At 62.6% G+C, this 16,294-nt stretch carries 11 protein-coding genes and 1 pseudogene; all 12 read left to right on the forward strand.

Annotation, left to right across the window (positions count from 1 at the left end):
* Positions 1-249: 249 nt before the first annotated feature.
* Entirely contained in the window at positions 250-876 is a 627-nt protein-coding gene (rpsD, locus tag CLV65_RS01375; protein WP_094691606.1) for a 30S ribosomal protein S4, read from the forward strand.
* A gap of 1,228 nt (positions 877-2,104) precedes the next feature.
* Positions 2,105-3,877, forward strand: coding sequence for an MFS transporter (locus CLV65_RS01380; protein WP_094691607.1), 1,773 nt, complete (start codon positions 2,105-2,107; stop codon positions 3,875-3,877).
* A gap of 135 nt (positions 3,878-4,012) precedes the next feature.
* Positions 4,013-4,684, forward strand: a complete 672-nt coding sequence (locus CLV65_RS01385) for a histidine phosphatase family protein (RefSeq protein ID WP_094691608.1) — start codon at positions 4,013-4,015, stop codon at positions 4,682-4,684.
* Between the two features lie 117 nt (positions 4,685-4,801).
* Positions 4,802-5,155: pseudogene (locus CLV65_RS08970) on the forward strand (DUF948 domain-containing protein); the annotation flags it as partial.
* Between the two features lie 197 nt (positions 5,156-5,352).
* Positions 5,353-5,595, forward strand: a complete 243-nt coding sequence (locus CLV65_RS01395; protein WP_094691610.1) for a hypothetical protein — start codon at positions 5,353-5,355, stop codon at positions 5,593-5,595.
* A gap of 284 nt (positions 5,596-5,879) precedes the next feature.
* Entirely contained in the window at positions 5,880-8,558 is a 2,679-nt protein-coding gene (alaS, locus tag CLV65_RS01400) for an alanine--tRNA ligase (protein ID WP_094691611.1), read from the forward strand.
* 3 nt (positions 8,559-8,561) lie between these two features.
* Positions 8,562-9,014 carry a Holliday junction resolvase RuvX gene (ruvX, locus tag CLV65_RS01405; RefSeq protein ID WP_094691612.1) on the forward strand — a complete coding sequence of 151 codons (453 nt, stop codon included), beginning with the start codon at positions 8,562-8,564 and terminating at the stop codon, positions 9,012-9,014.
* 105 nt (positions 9,015-9,119) lie between these two features.
* Positions 9,120-10,337, forward strand: a complete 1,218-nt coding sequence (gene mltG / locus CLV65_RS01410; RefSeq protein ID WP_244569188.1) for an endolytic transglycosylase MltG — start codon at positions 9,120-9,122, stop codon at positions 10,335-10,337.
* 331 nt (positions 10,338-10,668) lie between these two features.
* Entirely contained in the window at positions 10,669-11,862 is a 1,194-nt protein-coding gene (gene aroC, locus CLV65_RS01415) for a chorismate synthase (protein ID WP_094691613.1), read from the forward strand.
* Positions 11,863-12,065: 203 nt separating this feature from the next.
* Complete coding sequence (locus tag CLV65_RS01420) at positions 12,066-13,715, forward strand: bifunctional shikimate kinase/3-dehydroquinate synthase (RefSeq protein ID WP_094691830.1); 1,650 nt, start codon at positions 12,066-12,068, stop codon at positions 13,713-13,715.
* A gap of 86 nt (positions 13,716-13,801) precedes the next feature.
* On the forward strand, positions 13,802-14,299 hold the full coding sequence (locus CLV65_RS01425; RefSeq protein ID WP_094691614.1) for a type II 3-dehydroquinate dehydratase: 498 nt from the start codon (positions 13,802-13,804) through the stop codon (positions 14,297-14,299).
* A 165-nt stretch (positions 14,300-14,464) separates the two neighbouring features.
* Positions 14,465-16,192 carry a CTP synthase gene (locus tag CLV65_RS01430; RefSeq protein WP_094691615.1) on the forward strand — a complete coding sequence of 576 codons (1,728 nt, stop codon included), beginning with the start codon at positions 14,465-14,467 and terminating at the stop codon, positions 16,190-16,192.
* Positions 16,193-16,294 lie beyond the last annotated feature (102 nt).

The following is a 16,294-nucleotide window of genomic DNA, read 5'->3' on the forward strand; positions in this document are numbered from 1 at the left end:
CTATGTACTTCACAGGACGCTATTTACTTCGCAACGGAGCCTGTGGCGTCAGTCGCCAAGAGGGTGTATGCTAGACGTTTGTGTGCGTAAGCACACTGTCTGGAGCCTTAGCCCATCAATGGGTCGGCGGCGCAAGCCGTTCGTGCATGGCACGGTGAAGCATTGGAGAGGCTGGCTCGGCATTCGCCCGCATCTTTCGGGTGTCTGCCTGCGTTCAGACAACGACAGAATCAAAAGTTAGGAATACAGATGACCAAAGTTCAGCGTGCTCGTCGTCAGGTGCGTCTTTCCCGCGCCCTCGGCATTGCGCTTACCCCCAAGGCCCAGCGTATCTTCGAGAAGCGCCCGTATGCTCCTGGTGAGCACGGCCGCACCCGTCGCCGCACCGAGTCCGATTACAGCGTGCGTCTGCGCGAGAAGCAGCGTCTGCGCGCACAGTACGGCGTGTCCGAGAAGCAGCTGCGCGCTGTGTATGATCGCTCCACCCGTACCGCTGGCCAGACCGGTTACGCAATGCTCCGCGAGCTCGAGACCCGTCTCGATGCCCTCGTGCTGCGCGCCGGCTTCGCTCGCACCACCGCCCAGGCACGCCAGTTCGTCGTGCACGGCCACATCCTCGTTGATGGCAACAAGGTCGATCGCCCCAGCTACCGTGTCAAGCCTGGCCAGACCATTCAGGTGCGCGCCAAGTCCCAGACCATGGAGCCCTTCGTGCAGGCCGCTGAAGGCGTGCACCGCGACGTTCTGCCCGCGGTTCCGGGCTACCTCGATGTGAACCTGCCCTCCCTCAAGGCTACGCTGACGCGTATCCCTGAGCCGGAAGAAATCCCGGTGCAGGTCAACATCCAGTACGTCGTCGAATACTACAGCCGCTGATCAGGCGCCCGCTCACGCGGGTTTTCTCACAGCCATACATACCGAAACGGCCCGTCGCGCAAGCGGCGGGTCTTTTCGTTGTGCGGACGGTGGCTTGCGCATCTAGGATGCGGGAGGTGAGTTGCTTGCCTATGTGCCAGCGGTGGCTGGCACTTTGTGGGGTAGGCAGGTTGCTTGTTGTATGAGATTGGCTTGTTTGCTGGGTTTGTGTAGTGGGGTGCTGGTTGCTGCGGGCTTATGTGTCAGCGGTGGCTGGCACATAAGCGGGGAGTGGTGGCTGCTCGACTCGGGATTTGGCTTGTTCGCTTGTGTTGCTGGACGGCGCTGTGGTGGCGGCTTGCATATGTGCGAGTGGTGGCTGGCACTTTGTGGGGTGGGCGGGTTGCTTGGTGTGTGAGATTGGCTTGTTTGCTTGTGTTGTGGTATGGCGAGGCTGCGATTATGGGCTTATGTGTAGGCGGTGGCTAGCACATAAGCGGTTCGGCGATATGTCGCTTGCTTATGTGTCAGCGGTGGCTGGCACATAAGCGGGGAGTGGTGGCTGCTCGACTCGGGATTTGGCTTGTTCGCTTGTGTTGCTGGACGGCGGTGTGGTGGTTGTGGGCTTATGTGTGAGTGGTGGCTGGCACTTTGTGGGGTGGGCGGGTTGCTTGGTGTGTGAGATTGGCTTGTTTGCTTGTGTTGTGGTATGGCGAGGCTGCGATTATGGGCTTATGTGTAAGTGGTGGCTGGCACTTAGGCGGGGAGGGATGGCTGCTTGACTCGGGTTTTGGCTTGTTTGCGTGTGTTGTTGGATGCCGGTGTGGTGGTTGCTTGCTTATGTGTGAGCGGTGGCTGTCACTTTGTGGGGCAGGCGGATTGCTTGGGTTGGTGTTTGGCTTATTTGCTGGGTTTGTGTAGTGGGATGGCGGTGACTGCGGGCTTATGTGTGAGTGGTGGCTGGCACATAAGTGGGTCGGCGATATGTTGCGTGCCTATGTGCGCGCGGTGGCTGGCACATTTGGCACATTGGAGCGGGAACTTGCCCATTGGTGTGATGACTGGGGCCATTGGCGCGGTGGGCGGCAGCATTGGCGCGGCGCGGTGCCGGGGTGGGCAACAGGTAGCAATCGGGGCGGATTGTCGGGGGTTGTCCTAAAAATACTGAAATGTCAGCCGTGGAGCATCGCTGTGATGGGCTGTGCGCCGCATCCGGTGTGCGTAGCGGAGTTTTATTGGAAAATGGATCATGAAAGAAGACAACACCACAAAGATCAGTGACCCGAAGTCCAGCCAAGATTCACAGAGTTCTCAATCATCGCAGAGCACCAACTCCACTGCACTAGCCGAGCCGCAAGCCAAGCCACAGGGGAAGCGGCAGGACGCATCGCAGGACACATCCCAGAGCAATCCGAACCACAACAATCCTCAGAAGGACCCCGATTCCCAGTCTCGGGCACCCCAATCCCAGGCGTCTCAAGAATCTCAGGTGTCCCAAGCATCCCAGGCATCCCAGCCCCAAACCAAGGCACAGGGCTCACAGGGTGCGCAGGACTTCGTCCCGCCGCAGCTCAACGTCAGCAAGGTGACGGGACGCCTCATCGGATCCATCGTCGCCACTGCAGGCATCTGTTTCATGGGCATCCTCACCGAAACAATGATGAACGTGCTGTTCCCGCACCTCATGCAGGAATTCGGCATCGATGCAGCAACCGTCCAATGGGTCACGAGCGCGTGCATCCTCACGATCGCCGCAGTCATACCGCTGAGCGCGTTCCTCAAGAAGCGCTTCAGCTTCCGCCAAGTGTTCGCCGCCGCCATCGCGGTGGGCATCGTCGGTGGCCTCATCGCCATGTGGTCGCCCAGCTTCACGGTGCTGCTCGTCGCCCGCATCCTCCAAGGCCTGAGCACCGGCATCTGCATGCCGCTCATGTTCAACGTGGTGCTCGAGCAATCCCCGCGCGCCAAGCTCGGTGTGCTCATGGGCGTGTGCAACCTGGTCGTGGGCCTCGCCCCGGCGCTTGGCCCGACCTTCGGCGGTCTGATGATCACCATCATGCCGTGGCGCCACATCTTCCTCATCATCATTGTCTTCATCGCGCTGTTCGGCGTGCTCGGCTTCCTCTGCCTGCGCCAGAGCTCGCCCGTCGACCGCCATGCCACGCTCAGCATCGCCCAGACCGTATGCGTCGCCGGTGGTTTCGCGCTGCTCATCTTCGGCTTGCAAAAGACCGGCTCGTGGATCGAGCAGGCAGTCGTCGGCGCTCCGCTGGGATCGCTCCCGGCGGTGTGCCTCGTGTCGGTTCTCGGCGGCATTGCACTCATCGCCGTGTTCGTGCGCCTGTCGCTGGGGTCGGGCAATCCGCTGCTCAACCTGCGGGTGCTGCGCCATCCTGCGCTGCGGTGTGCGGTGGCTGCCGCGGTGTTTGTGCAGTTCATCCAGCTGAGCTTGTCTTACGTGGTGCCGAACTTCAGCCAGATGGGTTTGGGTGCGACGTCGCTGCAGGCCGGCCTCACCGTGCTGCCCGGCGCTTTGATCGGCGCCATGCTCACCGCGTTGAGCGGCAGGGTCCTCGACCGCCGCGGCCCGCTGCTGCCCATCGGTTGCGGCCTCACCGTGCTGCTGTGCGGACTCGTGTTCCAGGCGGTTGCCACTCCGGCGCTCACCATCGGCGGGCTCATGCTTGGCTACGCGCTGTGCGAAATCGGCTTTTCCAACACGTATTCCAATACGTTCACCGTTGCGTTGCGCACGGTGCCCCTTGCCGAGAACCCGGATGGCAACGCCGCGTTCAACACGATGCAGCAGTTCGGTTGCGCGTTCGGCACCACGGTGAGTGCCACGATCGTGTCGGTGTTCCAAGCCGTGGAGCAGAACAAGGGCGCCTCGTTTGCTGCCGCCACCACGACGGGCGCGCATTGGGCGTATATCGCGGCGGTGATCGCCGGGCTGATTGCCGCGTGCCTCATCGCGAAGGAACTCAAGCACGACCGTCGCGAATACCAGCCGGTTGCCTTGTGACAAGTTGCCCTGTGACGGCTTGTCTGTGACAGGTTGCCTGTGACCAGCTGCCTTTTACACCGAGGCAATCGCAGCAGGCAAGCGCAAGGAATCAAGGAATAGAAGCAGAAGGATCATGCCTTTTATAATCAAGGCATGATCCTTCATTTGTTCCTGGTGCGTCATGGCCAGACTGAATTCAACCGTTACAACAGGCTGCAAGGCTGGAGCAATTCGCCGCTCACCGACAAGGGCATGCAAGACGCCAAACGCGCCGGAGCCAAGCTCGCGCACGTGCCGTTCGCAGCCGCCTACTGCTCCGACACCACGCGCGCGCAGATCACGGCGGGCACGATTCTCGACCTCAACGAGTCGGGCGCACCGCGTCCCGCGCTCATCGCGGACATGCACTTCCGCGAACAGCATTACGGGTATTACGAAGGCCAGGACATGAACATGGCATGGTGGGCGGCGGGCGCCCCGCACGGAGCCACGACCTACAACGAGATTGTCGAACGCTACGGCCTTGCCGCCACCCGCGACTTCCTCAAAGAGGCCGATCCATTCCATGACGCGGAGTCCGATGACGAGTACTGGCGGCGCATCGCCGGCGGATACGAACTCATCGCATCGAACGCCGCGCTGACGGACGGTGACAATGTGCTGCAGATTTCGCACGGCAACACGCTTCTGAGCCTCATGCACCGATTCGCGCCCGAGGGATACGACCTGTCGGAGCGCCCGGCGAACGGTTCGGTTACGCGCATGGATCTGGACACCACGGCGCCGTTCGATTCGGCGATCACGGTTATCGCTTACAACGAATAATCCGCATGTCCGTCGCTTCGCCGCCGCTGCCGTGCTAGCCTTGCATGTGTATTCGTCACGCCGGCATCGTTAGCGATAGGTAATGCGCCGGCTAGGGAACGAGAAAGAGGTTCGCACATGGACTTGGGTGATGTGGCAGGGCTCATCGCAGCCATTGCATTTGTCATTCTGGTCGGGTTCATGATCTATCCGCTCATCCGGCTGGGCAAGCTGTTCGACCAACTGTCGCAGACAGTCAAGGACACCGGCGATCAGGCCGTCGAGGCGCTTGACGGCGGCGTGGACACCGTGCAGAAGATCAACAAGACGCTCGATGACGTCAACGATGTGTCGGATGCGCTGTCCACCACCGCAAACAATGTGTCCGCCCTGACCGACCTGTATGGCGCGATGCTTGGCAAGCCCGCCATAAAGGTCGCGTCCACGGTCTGGGCAGTGCGCCAGACCGTCGGAGATTTCTTCAAGGGACGCGGTCACGGCGGTAAGAAGGTCGTGGATTCCACCACGGTCGACCCGGCAGCTGCGAAAACGACGTCGACTAAGGCCTCGGCGCAGTCCACGGCTTCGAAGCCTGCTGCGCGCCAGGCAGCCGCACACCAGGCTTCTGCACACCAGGCTTCTACGCACCAGGCTTCCGCCCGTGCCGCCCGGAAGGCAGGTGAGAAGGCATGACGAAGAGAATCCTGTGGGTGGGTGTGGGAATCGCCGCCGGCATTGTGATCGCCACGAAGGCAAGCGCCTATGTGAAGGCTCACACGCCGAAGGCAGCCCGAGAATTTGTGCTTGGACCCGATCAGACGGACGTGCCAATCCGCACGCTCGCCGCATTGTGGGGCGACTTCCTCACCTACCAGCATGAACGCGAAGACGAGCTCAACCGCCAGTTCATCGCTCGCTCGAAGAGACGGTGAAAAAGAGGCGTTGAACAAACGCCGGCGAAGCAACCAAGCCTCCCTGTGGCTCGTCGGAATATGAAATCCAACGGTGGATCCATCGCCAATGATTGCATATTTCAGCGTTCTAGAGGGAGGCGTATATTTTAAACACGGCAAAGACCGGCGCGGGCAGTCCTGCTCGGGTTCACATGGCCTGGCAACGGGCCGATGAAACCGGCCGACATTGGCTTGACTCAGGCGAATGCGGCAGCAGACACGGCACGGCGGCAGGCAGACAAGAAACGTAAGGAGACGCATCCATGCGCACAGCGCAGATCGCATCGCGGTACCTTGACTATTTTGAAACGCACGGGCACTTGGTCGTGCCCTCGGCATCCCTTATTTCGCCGAACCCGACGACGCTGTTCACCATCGCCGGCATGGTGCCGTTCATTCCCTACCTGCTTGGCGAGAAGACGCCGCCGCGCAAGCGCATGGCGAGCAACCAGAAGTGCGTGCGCACCCTCGACATCGACGAAGTGGGCAAGACGACGCGCCATGGCACGTTCTTCCAGATGCTGGGCAACTTCTCGTTCGGCGATTACTTCAAGGAAGAGGCCATCCATTACGCGTGGGAGCTGCTCACGACCCCGCAGGACAAGGGCGGCTTCGGCTTCGACCCCGAGAAACTGTGGGTGACCACGTTCACCGATGACGAAGAGGCCCGTTCCATCTGGCGCAACGAAGGCATGGACCCCGAGCGCATCCAGCAGATGGGCATGGAAGACAACTTCTGGACGACCGGCGGCCCCGGCCCTGGCGGCCCCTGCTCCGAAATCTACGTGGACCGCGGTCCGCAGTTCGGCAAGGAAGGCGGCCCCGTCGCGGACGAGAACCGCTACACCGAGATCTGGGACCTCGTGTTCGAGAACTATGAGGTCGACAACGTCAAGTCCAAGACCGACCTGCACATCGTCGGCGAGCTCGCCAACAAGAACATCGACACCGGCATGGGCCTCGAGCGTGTCGCTTACCTGCTCCAGGGCAAGCAGAACATCTACGAGACCGATGAGATGTTCCCTGTCATCGAAGCCGCGGAGAAGCTCTCCGGACGAAAGTATGGTGAGGACGCCGACGCCGATGTGCGCTTCCGTGTCGTGGCGGACCACGTGCGTTCCGCTCTGATGATCATGAGCGACGGCGTGCGCCCCAGCAACGAAGGCCGCGGCTACGTGCTGCGCCGCCTCATTCGCCGCACCGAGGTCGCCATGCGCCGTCTGGGCGTGACCTCCGAAGTGCTGCCGTTCCTGCTGCCTGCCAGCAAGGAAGCAATGGCGCCGAATTATCCCGAGCTCAACGACACGTTCCATGACATTGCCGAAGCCGCTTACGGTGAGGAAGGTGCGTTCCGCCGCACCCTCGAGAAGGGCACCACGATCCTTGACGTGGCGGTCGACAACGCCAAGAAGGGCACGAAGGTCGTTTCTGGCAAGGATGCGTTCGAACTGCACGACACCTACGGTTTCCCGATCGAGCTGACGCTCGAGATGGCCGCCGAAGAAGGCGTGAAGGTCGACGAGGCCAAGTTCCGCGAGCTGATGGCGGAGCAGAAGTCCCGCGCCCGTGCGGATGCCCTCAAGAAGCGCGGCAACGTGGATGTCTCCGTGTATGACGAGATCCGCAAGTCGCTGTCCGCGCCGCAGGAATTCGTGGGTTACACGACGTTCTCCACGCGCTCCACCGTGCTTGGCATCGTCAAGGAAGGCGAAGGCGCCGTGCCGGTGGCGACCGCCCCGTGCAGCGTCGAAGTGATCCTTGACAAGACCCCGTTCTATGCGGAGGCCGGCGGTCAGCTCGCCGACCAAGGCCAGATCCTTACCGATGATGGCGCCGTGCTGGAGGTCGATGACGTGCAGAAGCCGATCAAGGGCCTCACCGTGCATCGCTGCCGTCTCGTCGAAGGACGTCTCATCGCCGGTGCGCAGGTTTCTGCCAACATCGACATGAACCGCCGTGGCGCCATCGCCCGCGCGCACACCGCGACGCACATGGTGCACAAGGCGCTGCGCGAAGAGCTCGGACCCCAGGCCACGCAGCGTGGCTCCGAAGACGCCCCCAACCGCCTGCGCTTCGACTTCCAGTGGGGCAGCGCCCCCAGCCGCGAAGCGATGAACGCAGTCGAGGCGCGCGTCAACGACAAGCTGCGTGAGAACCTTGCGGTCACCACGCAAGAGATGAAGTTCGACGACGCCATCGCGATGGGCGCCATGCATCTGTTCGGTGAGAAGTACGGCGATGTCGTGCGCGTCGTGAGCATTGGTCAGGACGGTTGGAGCCGTGAGCTGTGCGGCGGCACGCACGTGAGCAACGTGGGCGTCATCGGCCAGGTCACGATTCTTTCCGAAGCCTCCGTCGGCACCGGCACCCGCCGCGTGGACGCTCTCGTGGGCAAGTCCGCTTACGAATACAACGCTCGCGAGCATGCCCTCGTTTCGCAGCTTTCCGACTCTCTCAACGCTCGTCCCGACGAGCTGCAGGACCGCATCGCCAAGCTGCTGCAGCGCCTCAAGGATTCCGACTCCAAGCTCGCCGCGCTCTACGAGCGTGAGCTTGCGTCCAAGGCGGACGATTACGTGGAGCAGGCACGCACCAGCGCCGACCCCGTCGTGATCGTCGCGCAGAACGTCGGCGCGTTCGGCTCCAACGATGCGCTGCGCAAGACCGCCATGAGCATCCGCCAGCGCATCGGCGAAGACAAGCCTGTCATCGTCGCCCTCGCAGGCGTGACCGAAGCAGGCAGCCCCTCGCTCGTGGTCGCCACGAACGACGCGGCCCGCGCCAAGGGCATCAAGGCGGGCGACCTCGTGCGCACCGCGTCCAAGGTGCTCGGCGGTGGCGGCGGCGGCAAGCCGGACTTCGCGCAGGGCGGCGGTCAAGACGCGTCGAAGATTGGCGCGGCGCTCGACCAGCTGCGCCATGACGCGATGGCGAAGGCCTGACCCATGTCAGTGTGGATGGGCGTCGATTTGGGCAATGCGCGCGTTGGTCTGGCATTGTCGGACCCCGAACTCACGTTCGCCCATCCCGCAGGGAACCTGCAGGCATACGGTGACTACGACACGACGGTTGAGGATGCGATTGATTGCATCGAAGACAACGATGTCGCGCATGTGGTAGTTGGCTACCCCCTGCAGCTCAACGGCAGCGTAGGCGCTTCCGCCCACAAGGCACAAGCTTGGGCGGACCGCCTGCGCTACCGTCTGGCGGTCGAAGGATTCGACGGAGTGGATGTGGAGCTGCTCGACGAGCGGCTCACCACGGTGACCGCTCACCATCAGCTGAGCGAAGCCGGCCTGGGGTCGCGCAAGCACAGGCCGGCCGTCGACCAGCAGTCCGCGGTGGTCATTTTGCAGACCGCCCTTGATAGAATCACGGATCGGCATCACGGCGCATAGTGGCGACGTAGACGGCGTCGCAGCCAGCGTCGACGGCACAGGCATCACACACATCACAGACGACACAGGCCGCATGGCGCACAGGCAGCGAAGGAAGGAACCTCGGTGGGCGACGATTTTGACTCGTTTTTCGATGACACGAATTTCGAGAAAGTAAGCGATGACCATGACGTGGCGACCCACGGCGAGAGACTTCAGGAACAACAGCCTGTGCACAGCCGCCGCGAACTGCGGGAACGCCGCCGCAAGCTGAGCAAACGACGCAACCTGCGCGTCATCTTCATCGTCGTGTTCGTCGTGATGGCGCTTGTCGTCGTCTTCACCGTGCGTTCCGTGGCAAGCCGGCGGGGAACCTCGCCCGACAGCCAGCAGTCGACCGCAGAAGCGCTTGATTATTACGATTCGCAGGAAGGCGAGGAAGTCCAGTTCACCGTGAACTCCGGCGAGGACGCTTCCACGATTGCCCAGCATCTGGTGCAACAGGACATCGTGAAGACGACCGAAGGATTCCTTCACGCCGTGAACGCCCAGAATGCCGGTTCGAAGCTGCAGCCCGGTGTATTCACGCTGCGCAAGCACATGAGCTCCGCCAGCGTCGTGGGCGTGCTCATCGACACCTCCGCCGCGCAGGGCATCCTCCAAGTAAAGTCCGGCGAAACCGTTAGCGATGTCATCAATGCCGCGGCGGCCGCTTCAGGCATCGATGTCTCGCAGTTCCAGGCGATCATCAGCGCCGGTGGCAACTCCATCCTTCCTGACGAGGCTGGCGGTAGCTACGAAGGCTGGTTCGAACCAGGATCCTACAACGTCTCCGATTCCTCCACCACTGCGCAATCGGTCATCACACAGCTCGTGCAGGCGCGAATCGCCAAGCTCGACGAATTGGGCATTCCCGAAGGGCAGCGCGAAGAGAAGATCAACGTCGCATCCATTATCGAAAATGAGGTCAACAAGGACGAATACCGGGGGAAGGTGTCGCGCGTCATTTACAACCGCCTCGAGCAGGACATGCCGCTCGGCATGGATTCCGTCGTGGCATATGGCAACGGCGTGGAATCGTCCCAGCTGACCGATGCGATGCTCAACGACCCGTCAAACCCCTACAACGACCGTGTGAACAAGGGGCTGCCTCCGACACCCATCAGCAATCCCGGCGACGCATCGCTCAGCGCCGCAATGTCTCCGGAGGAGGGCGACTGGCTGTATTTCTGCACGGTGAATCTGCAGACGGGCGAAACGAAGTTCACCGCGAGCGAGGACGAGTTCTACCAGTTCCGCGATGAATACAAGCAGTGGCTCGCGGCCAACGGCCTTGACGGCTGACCGGGTGCAACGGAACCCCGGTTCTTTCTCATAAGACGCCGGCGAAAGCCGGGCGGGGCTCACGACAACACCGGAGAGCACACCTGAGGGCGCAGTGAGTGTGGCGCACGTCTTGCACAGTGGACGTGCGCCACGCTGCATTGTGCCCTCTTCCGTATGATGGACATTCAGACGTAGCAAGGGCCACCAAGGGCGGCGGTGAGAGGCGATCCGGATTGGCGTGCCATGCGCCTATGCAGACCCGCGGTGTGTGCTTTCGCGTAAAGTGGTCCCTTGTAGACAACTGGTCCTGGCAAGGACAGACAAGTGGTCCCGGTAAAGGAGTAATGCGATGTTGCGTTGGCAGACGGCAGGCGAATCACACGGCGAGGCCTTGGTGGCCATGATCGAGGGCCTTCCCGCAGGGGTCCAGGTCACAAGCGAAGACATTCGCCAGGCCCTTGCCCGCCGCCGCCTTGGCTACGGCAGGGGAGCGCGCATGAAGTTCGAACAGGACCAGGTGCGCATGCTCACCGGCGTGCGCCACGGTTCGACGCTCGGTTCTCCGGTCGCCATCGAAATCGGCAACACCGAATGGCCCAAGTGGACGCAGGTCATGAGCGCCGACCCGCTGCCGGAAGGCACCGTGCTGCCCGAGGAAGGACGCAACGCCCCGCTGAGCAGGCCGCGCCCTGGTCACGCTGACCTCACCGGCATGCGCAAATACGGTTTCGACGACGCCCGTCCGGTGCTTGAACGCTCCTCCGCGCGCGAGACCGCATCCCGCGTGGCCTTGGGTGCCGTTGCCGCGAAATTCCTCGAACAGTCCGTCGGCATCCGCACCGTGTCGCATGTCGTGTCGCTGGGCGGCGTGCATGCCGATGCCTCGCTGCCTCTTCCGCGCCCTGACGACGTGGACGCTTTGGACGCCTCCGCCACCCGCACCCTCGACAAGGACGCCGAGGAACGCATGAAGCAGCGCATTGACGAGGCGAAGTCGCAAGGCGACACCCTTGGCGGCGTCGTCGAAGTCATTGCATACGGCGTGCCTGCAGGACTGGGCACGTATGTGGAATCTGATCGTCGTCTCGACGCCGCCCTCGCCGGAGCCCTCATGGGCATCCAGGCCATCAAGGGCGTGGAAGTGGGCGATGGCTTCGCCGAGGCCGAGCGTCCTGGCAGCCAGGCGCATGACGAGATCATCACCGACGAGGACGGTCGCATCCACCGTCTGTCCAATCGCGCCGGCGGCATCGAAGGCGGCATGTCCAATGGCGAGCCGATTCGCGTGCGCGCCGCGATGAAGCCCATCCCGTCGCTGCCACGTGCATTGCGCACCGTCAATGTGCTCACGGGCGAAGCCGCCACCGCCATCAACCAGCGTTCTGACGCCACCGCGGTTCCCGCTGCCGCAGTGGTGGCCGAGGCGATGGTGAGGCTCACCCTTGCGCAATTCGTTCTTGAGAAATTCGGCGGAGACAGCGTCTTCGAAGTCAAGCGCAACGCTCAGGCCTATGTTGCATCATGGCCTGAGCACATGCGCTGAGGAGGCAGGCAATGCCCAATCATCACAGGCCGCATCGCCGTCCCAGCCGGCATGAGGACGACGCTCCGATCCGTCACGGCGCAACCAAAGGCGGCTCGTTCAAAGGCCGCTCGCACCAGCATCGCAGCGCCAGCCATTCAGGCTTCCGACCGTCGGGCCGCGGAAGCAGCCAGCAGCGCTCGACCCGCTCCCGGCGGGACAACATGCCGGTCGTGAACGTGGCGCGACTGAGCGCGCCCAACCGCCCGGTCGCCGTGTTCATCGGCATGCCGGGCGCCGGCAAGACACGCATCGGCACCGAGGTCGCACACCTGCTCGGTCTGGGATTCGTTGATTCCGACGAGCAGATCGAAAAACGCGAGCATGAGTCGATTCCCTCGATTTTCGCCACCCGCGGCGAACCGGAATTCCGCCGGATCGAGAACGAAGTCGTTGAGGACCTCCTGGGATCGTTCGAAGGAATCCTCTCGCTCGGCGGCGGCTCGCCCATGCATGAGGGCACGCGCGCCGCGCTCGAACGCTACGTGCAGGACGGCGGCACCATCGTGTATCTGCGCGCCGACCCGGAAGAGGCCATGGTGCGTTCCCAGCATGGCGGCAACAGGCCGCTGCTCGCGCATGACGCGCGAACGCGGTGGATGAATCTTTACAAACAACGAGACCCGGTGTATTCCCGCATCGCCACCGTCATCGTGGCGACACGCGGCAAGACGCCGGCCAAAGCAGCGAAAGCGGTGATGGAAGGCATGAACGAACGAATCGTACACGTGACCGGCAGCGCCATCGAACCCTATGATGTGCGCATCGGATCAGGGGTGATCAACCACCTGCCGCAGGTACTGGGCGAGCGCCCGGTGCGTGTGGCGCTGATCCACACCAGCTCCGTGCAGCGCCATTCCGACAAGGCGCGCACAATCCTGCGAGTGGCAGGCTATGAGGTGAGCGACATCACGATCCCCGACGCAGAGGCGGGCAAAACCATCGAGGTTGCCAACAACATCTGGAGGCGCCTCGGGCAGGAAGGCTTCACCCGCTCCGACGCCATCGTCGGCCTGGGCGGGGGAGCGTGCACCGACCTCGCGGGCTTCGTGGCGGCGACGTGGATGCGCGGCATCCGCTACGTGAACTGCCCCACCTCCTTGCTGGCGATGGTCGATGCCTCCACCGGCGGCAAGACCGGCATCAACACCGAGGAAGGCAAGAACCTCGTCGGCAGCTTCTACACGCCGGCAGGCGTCCTCGCTGACCTTGACGCGCTTTCCACCCTTCCCAACGACATCTTCGTCGAAGGCTTGGGCGAAGTCGCCAAATCCGGTTTCATCAAGGACCCGCAGATTCTCACGATTCTCGAAGAGCATGCCGACGAACTGCGCACTTTCGACTGCACTGCCGTCAGCCCCGAGCTCATGGAAGTCATCAGCGAACTCATCGAACGCACGGTGACCGTCAAGGCCTACCATGTCAGCGCCGACCTCAAGGAAAAGGGCCTGCGTGAATTCCTCAACTACGGCCACACCCTCGGCCACGCCATCGAGAAGACCGAACACTTCCGCTGGCGCCACGGCCAGGCCGTCGCCGTCGGCATGGTGTATGCGGCGGAACTGTCGCGCCTCACCGGTCACATCGACCAGCAACTCGTGGACTATCACCGCAACCTGCTTAAGTCCTTGGGGCTGCGCACCAGCTGGAACGGCGCCTCATTCGACGACGTGCTCGCGCTCATGCACCGCGATAAGAAGGCCCGCGGCAACATGCTGCGCTTCGTCATCCTCGAATCGGTCGGGCATCCGATCCATCTCGACGGACCCGACGAAGACGCGTTGCGCGAAGCATTCAGCCTCATCAATCAGTGAACAAGTGAACGCCGCCGGGTCTGCCGGCCGACCACGACGGGCCGGTCGGCACATCATCGGCATCGGACATTCGAGAAAGGAACCCCATGACACAGGCCATCCAGACAGGAACGGCGCATTTCGCCGCCAATAAGATTGTCGTCGTCAACGGCCCCAACCTCGGCCGCCTCGGCGTGCGCGAACCGGACGTATATGGTCATCAGGACCTCAAGCAGCTGCGCCAGCTGTGCGTCGCATGGGCCAAGGAATACGGCTTTGAGGTGGACGTGCGCCAAAGCGATGACGAAGCCGAGGTCATCGGCTGGATGCATCAGGCGGTGGACCGCCGCACGCCGGTCGTGCTCAACCCGGCCGCTTTCACGCATTACAGCTACGGGCTGCGCGACGCCGCCGTGCAGGTGACCGACGCCGGGCTGCCGCTGATGGAAGTGCATATTTCGAACCCTGCCGGCCGCGAATCCTTCCGCAGGCTCTCGGTGATTTCGCCGATCGCCACCGGAACGATCACGGGCATGGGCTTCTACGGCTACAAGCTCGCCATCGAGTCGATCGCCGTGCTCATTCAGGCAAGCCAGCAGGCCTAGGCCTCTTCCTTCCGGCGCGCCACAGGCGGCAAGGCGCCCCGGGCGCCCCGGACGGCTTATCGGTATCATGCCGCAACGGTTGCTGTCCGCAAGCGATTCCAACGAGTCCGCCGCCGCGCGACACGGCGACGGACTCGTCTGCTTGAGCTGATACCATGGAGTTCCATGGTCATTGAACATGGAATCTCTCAGGATCACGTCACGAAGCATATTTTTGTCACCGGTGGTGTCGTTTCATCTCTTGGTAAAGGTCTGACCGCTTCTTCGCTCGGACGGCTCCTTCGCAGCCGTGGCCTGCGCGTTTTGCAGCAGAAGCTCGACCCCTACATCAACGTTGACCCGGGAACCATGAACCCCTTCCAGCATGGCGAAGTGTATGTCACCGAAGACGGCGCCGAGACCGATCTCGATATCGGCCACTACGAGCGTTTCCTCGATGTTCCGCTCTCCCAGAAGGCCAACGTCACCACGGGCCAGATTTACCAGTCCGTGCTGCGCAAGGAGCGCGCCGGCGAATACCTGGGCCAGTGTGTGCAGGTCATTCCTCACATCACCAACGAAATCAAGAGCCGCATGCGCGCCCAGGCGTCCGACAAGGTCGATGTGATCATCACCGAGATCGGTGGCACCGTCGGCGACATCGAATCGCAGCCGTTCCTTGAGGCGGCCCGTGAGGTGCGCCGTGAACTGGGCGAAACGAACTGCATGTTCGTGCACGTCTCCCTCGTCCCGTACATCGCCTCCGCACATGAGCTCAAGACCAAGCCGACGCAGCATTCCGTCATGAGCCTGCGCCAGCTGGGCATCCGCCCGGATGCGCTCGTGCTGCGCTCCGACCGTCCGCTCGGCAAGGGCATCAAGGACAAGATCTCGCTGATGTGCGACGTGGACGAAGAGGCCGTCGTCAACTGCGTCGACTGCTCGTCCATCTACGACATCCCGAAAGTGCTGTTCGACGAGGGCCTCGACGCCTACGTCGTGCGCAAGCTCGAACTGCCGTTCCACGACGTGGATTGGGCGGAATGGTCCGACCTTCTCGAGCGCGTGCATCATCCCAAGGAAGAAGTGTCCATCGCCATCGTCGGCAAGTACATCGACCTGCCGGACGCCTACCTGTCCGTCACCGAAGCCCTGAAGGCCGGTGGCTTCGGCAACTGGGCGAAGACGAATGTGCTGTGGATCCCCGCCGACAGCTGCGCCACGATGGAAGGCGCCGAGCGTGCGCTGGGCAACGTCGACGGCATCGTGATCCCCGGTGGCTTCGGCATCCGCGGCATCGAAGGCAAGATCGGCGCGCTGCGCTGGGCCCGCGAAAAGAAGGTGCCGGCGCTCGGCCTGTGCCTGGGCCTGCAGTCCATGGTCATCGAGTACGCCCGTGACGTGCTGGGAATCGAAGACGCCAATTCCACCGAGTTCGCTCCCGATTGCGAGCATCCGGTCATCGCCACGATGGAAGAGCAGAAGAAGTACGTCGAGCAGGGCGGCGACATGGGCCACACGATGCGCCTCGGCGCTTACCCGGCCGTGCTCCGCGAAGGTTCGCTCGTCGCACAGCTGTATGGTTCGACGAACGTCAGCGAACGCCACCGCCATCGTTACGAGGTGAACGTCGACTACAAGCAGAGCCTTGAGGATGCCGGCTTGGTGATTTCGGGCACGAGCCCGGACGGTGAGCTCACCGAATTCGTGGAGCTGCCCCAGGATGTGCATCCGTTCTACGTGGGCACGCAGGCGCATCCGGAGTTCAAGAGCCGTCCGACGAAGCCGCATCCGCTGTTCAAGGGTCTCGTCGCCGCCGCGCTCGAGCACAAGCATGAGCGCGAGGCCGAGCTGACCCGCCAGATGCAGCAGGAGCAGCAGGAGGAACAGGCCGAGAAGAAGGAAAACCTCTAAAGCCTGAAGCATCTGCATAAAACAGCGCATATGCGATCGCCGCGGCGCGGACCCATGGAGGTTCGCGCCGCGGCTTGCTTTCGGGCCGGCTTGCTTTGGAGA

It is taken from the genome of Pseudoscardovia suis (assembly GCF_002797875.1).
Classification (GTDB): domain Bacteria; phylum Actinomycetota; class Actinomycetes; order Actinomycetales; family Bifidobacteriaceae; genus Pseudoscardovia; species Pseudoscardovia suis.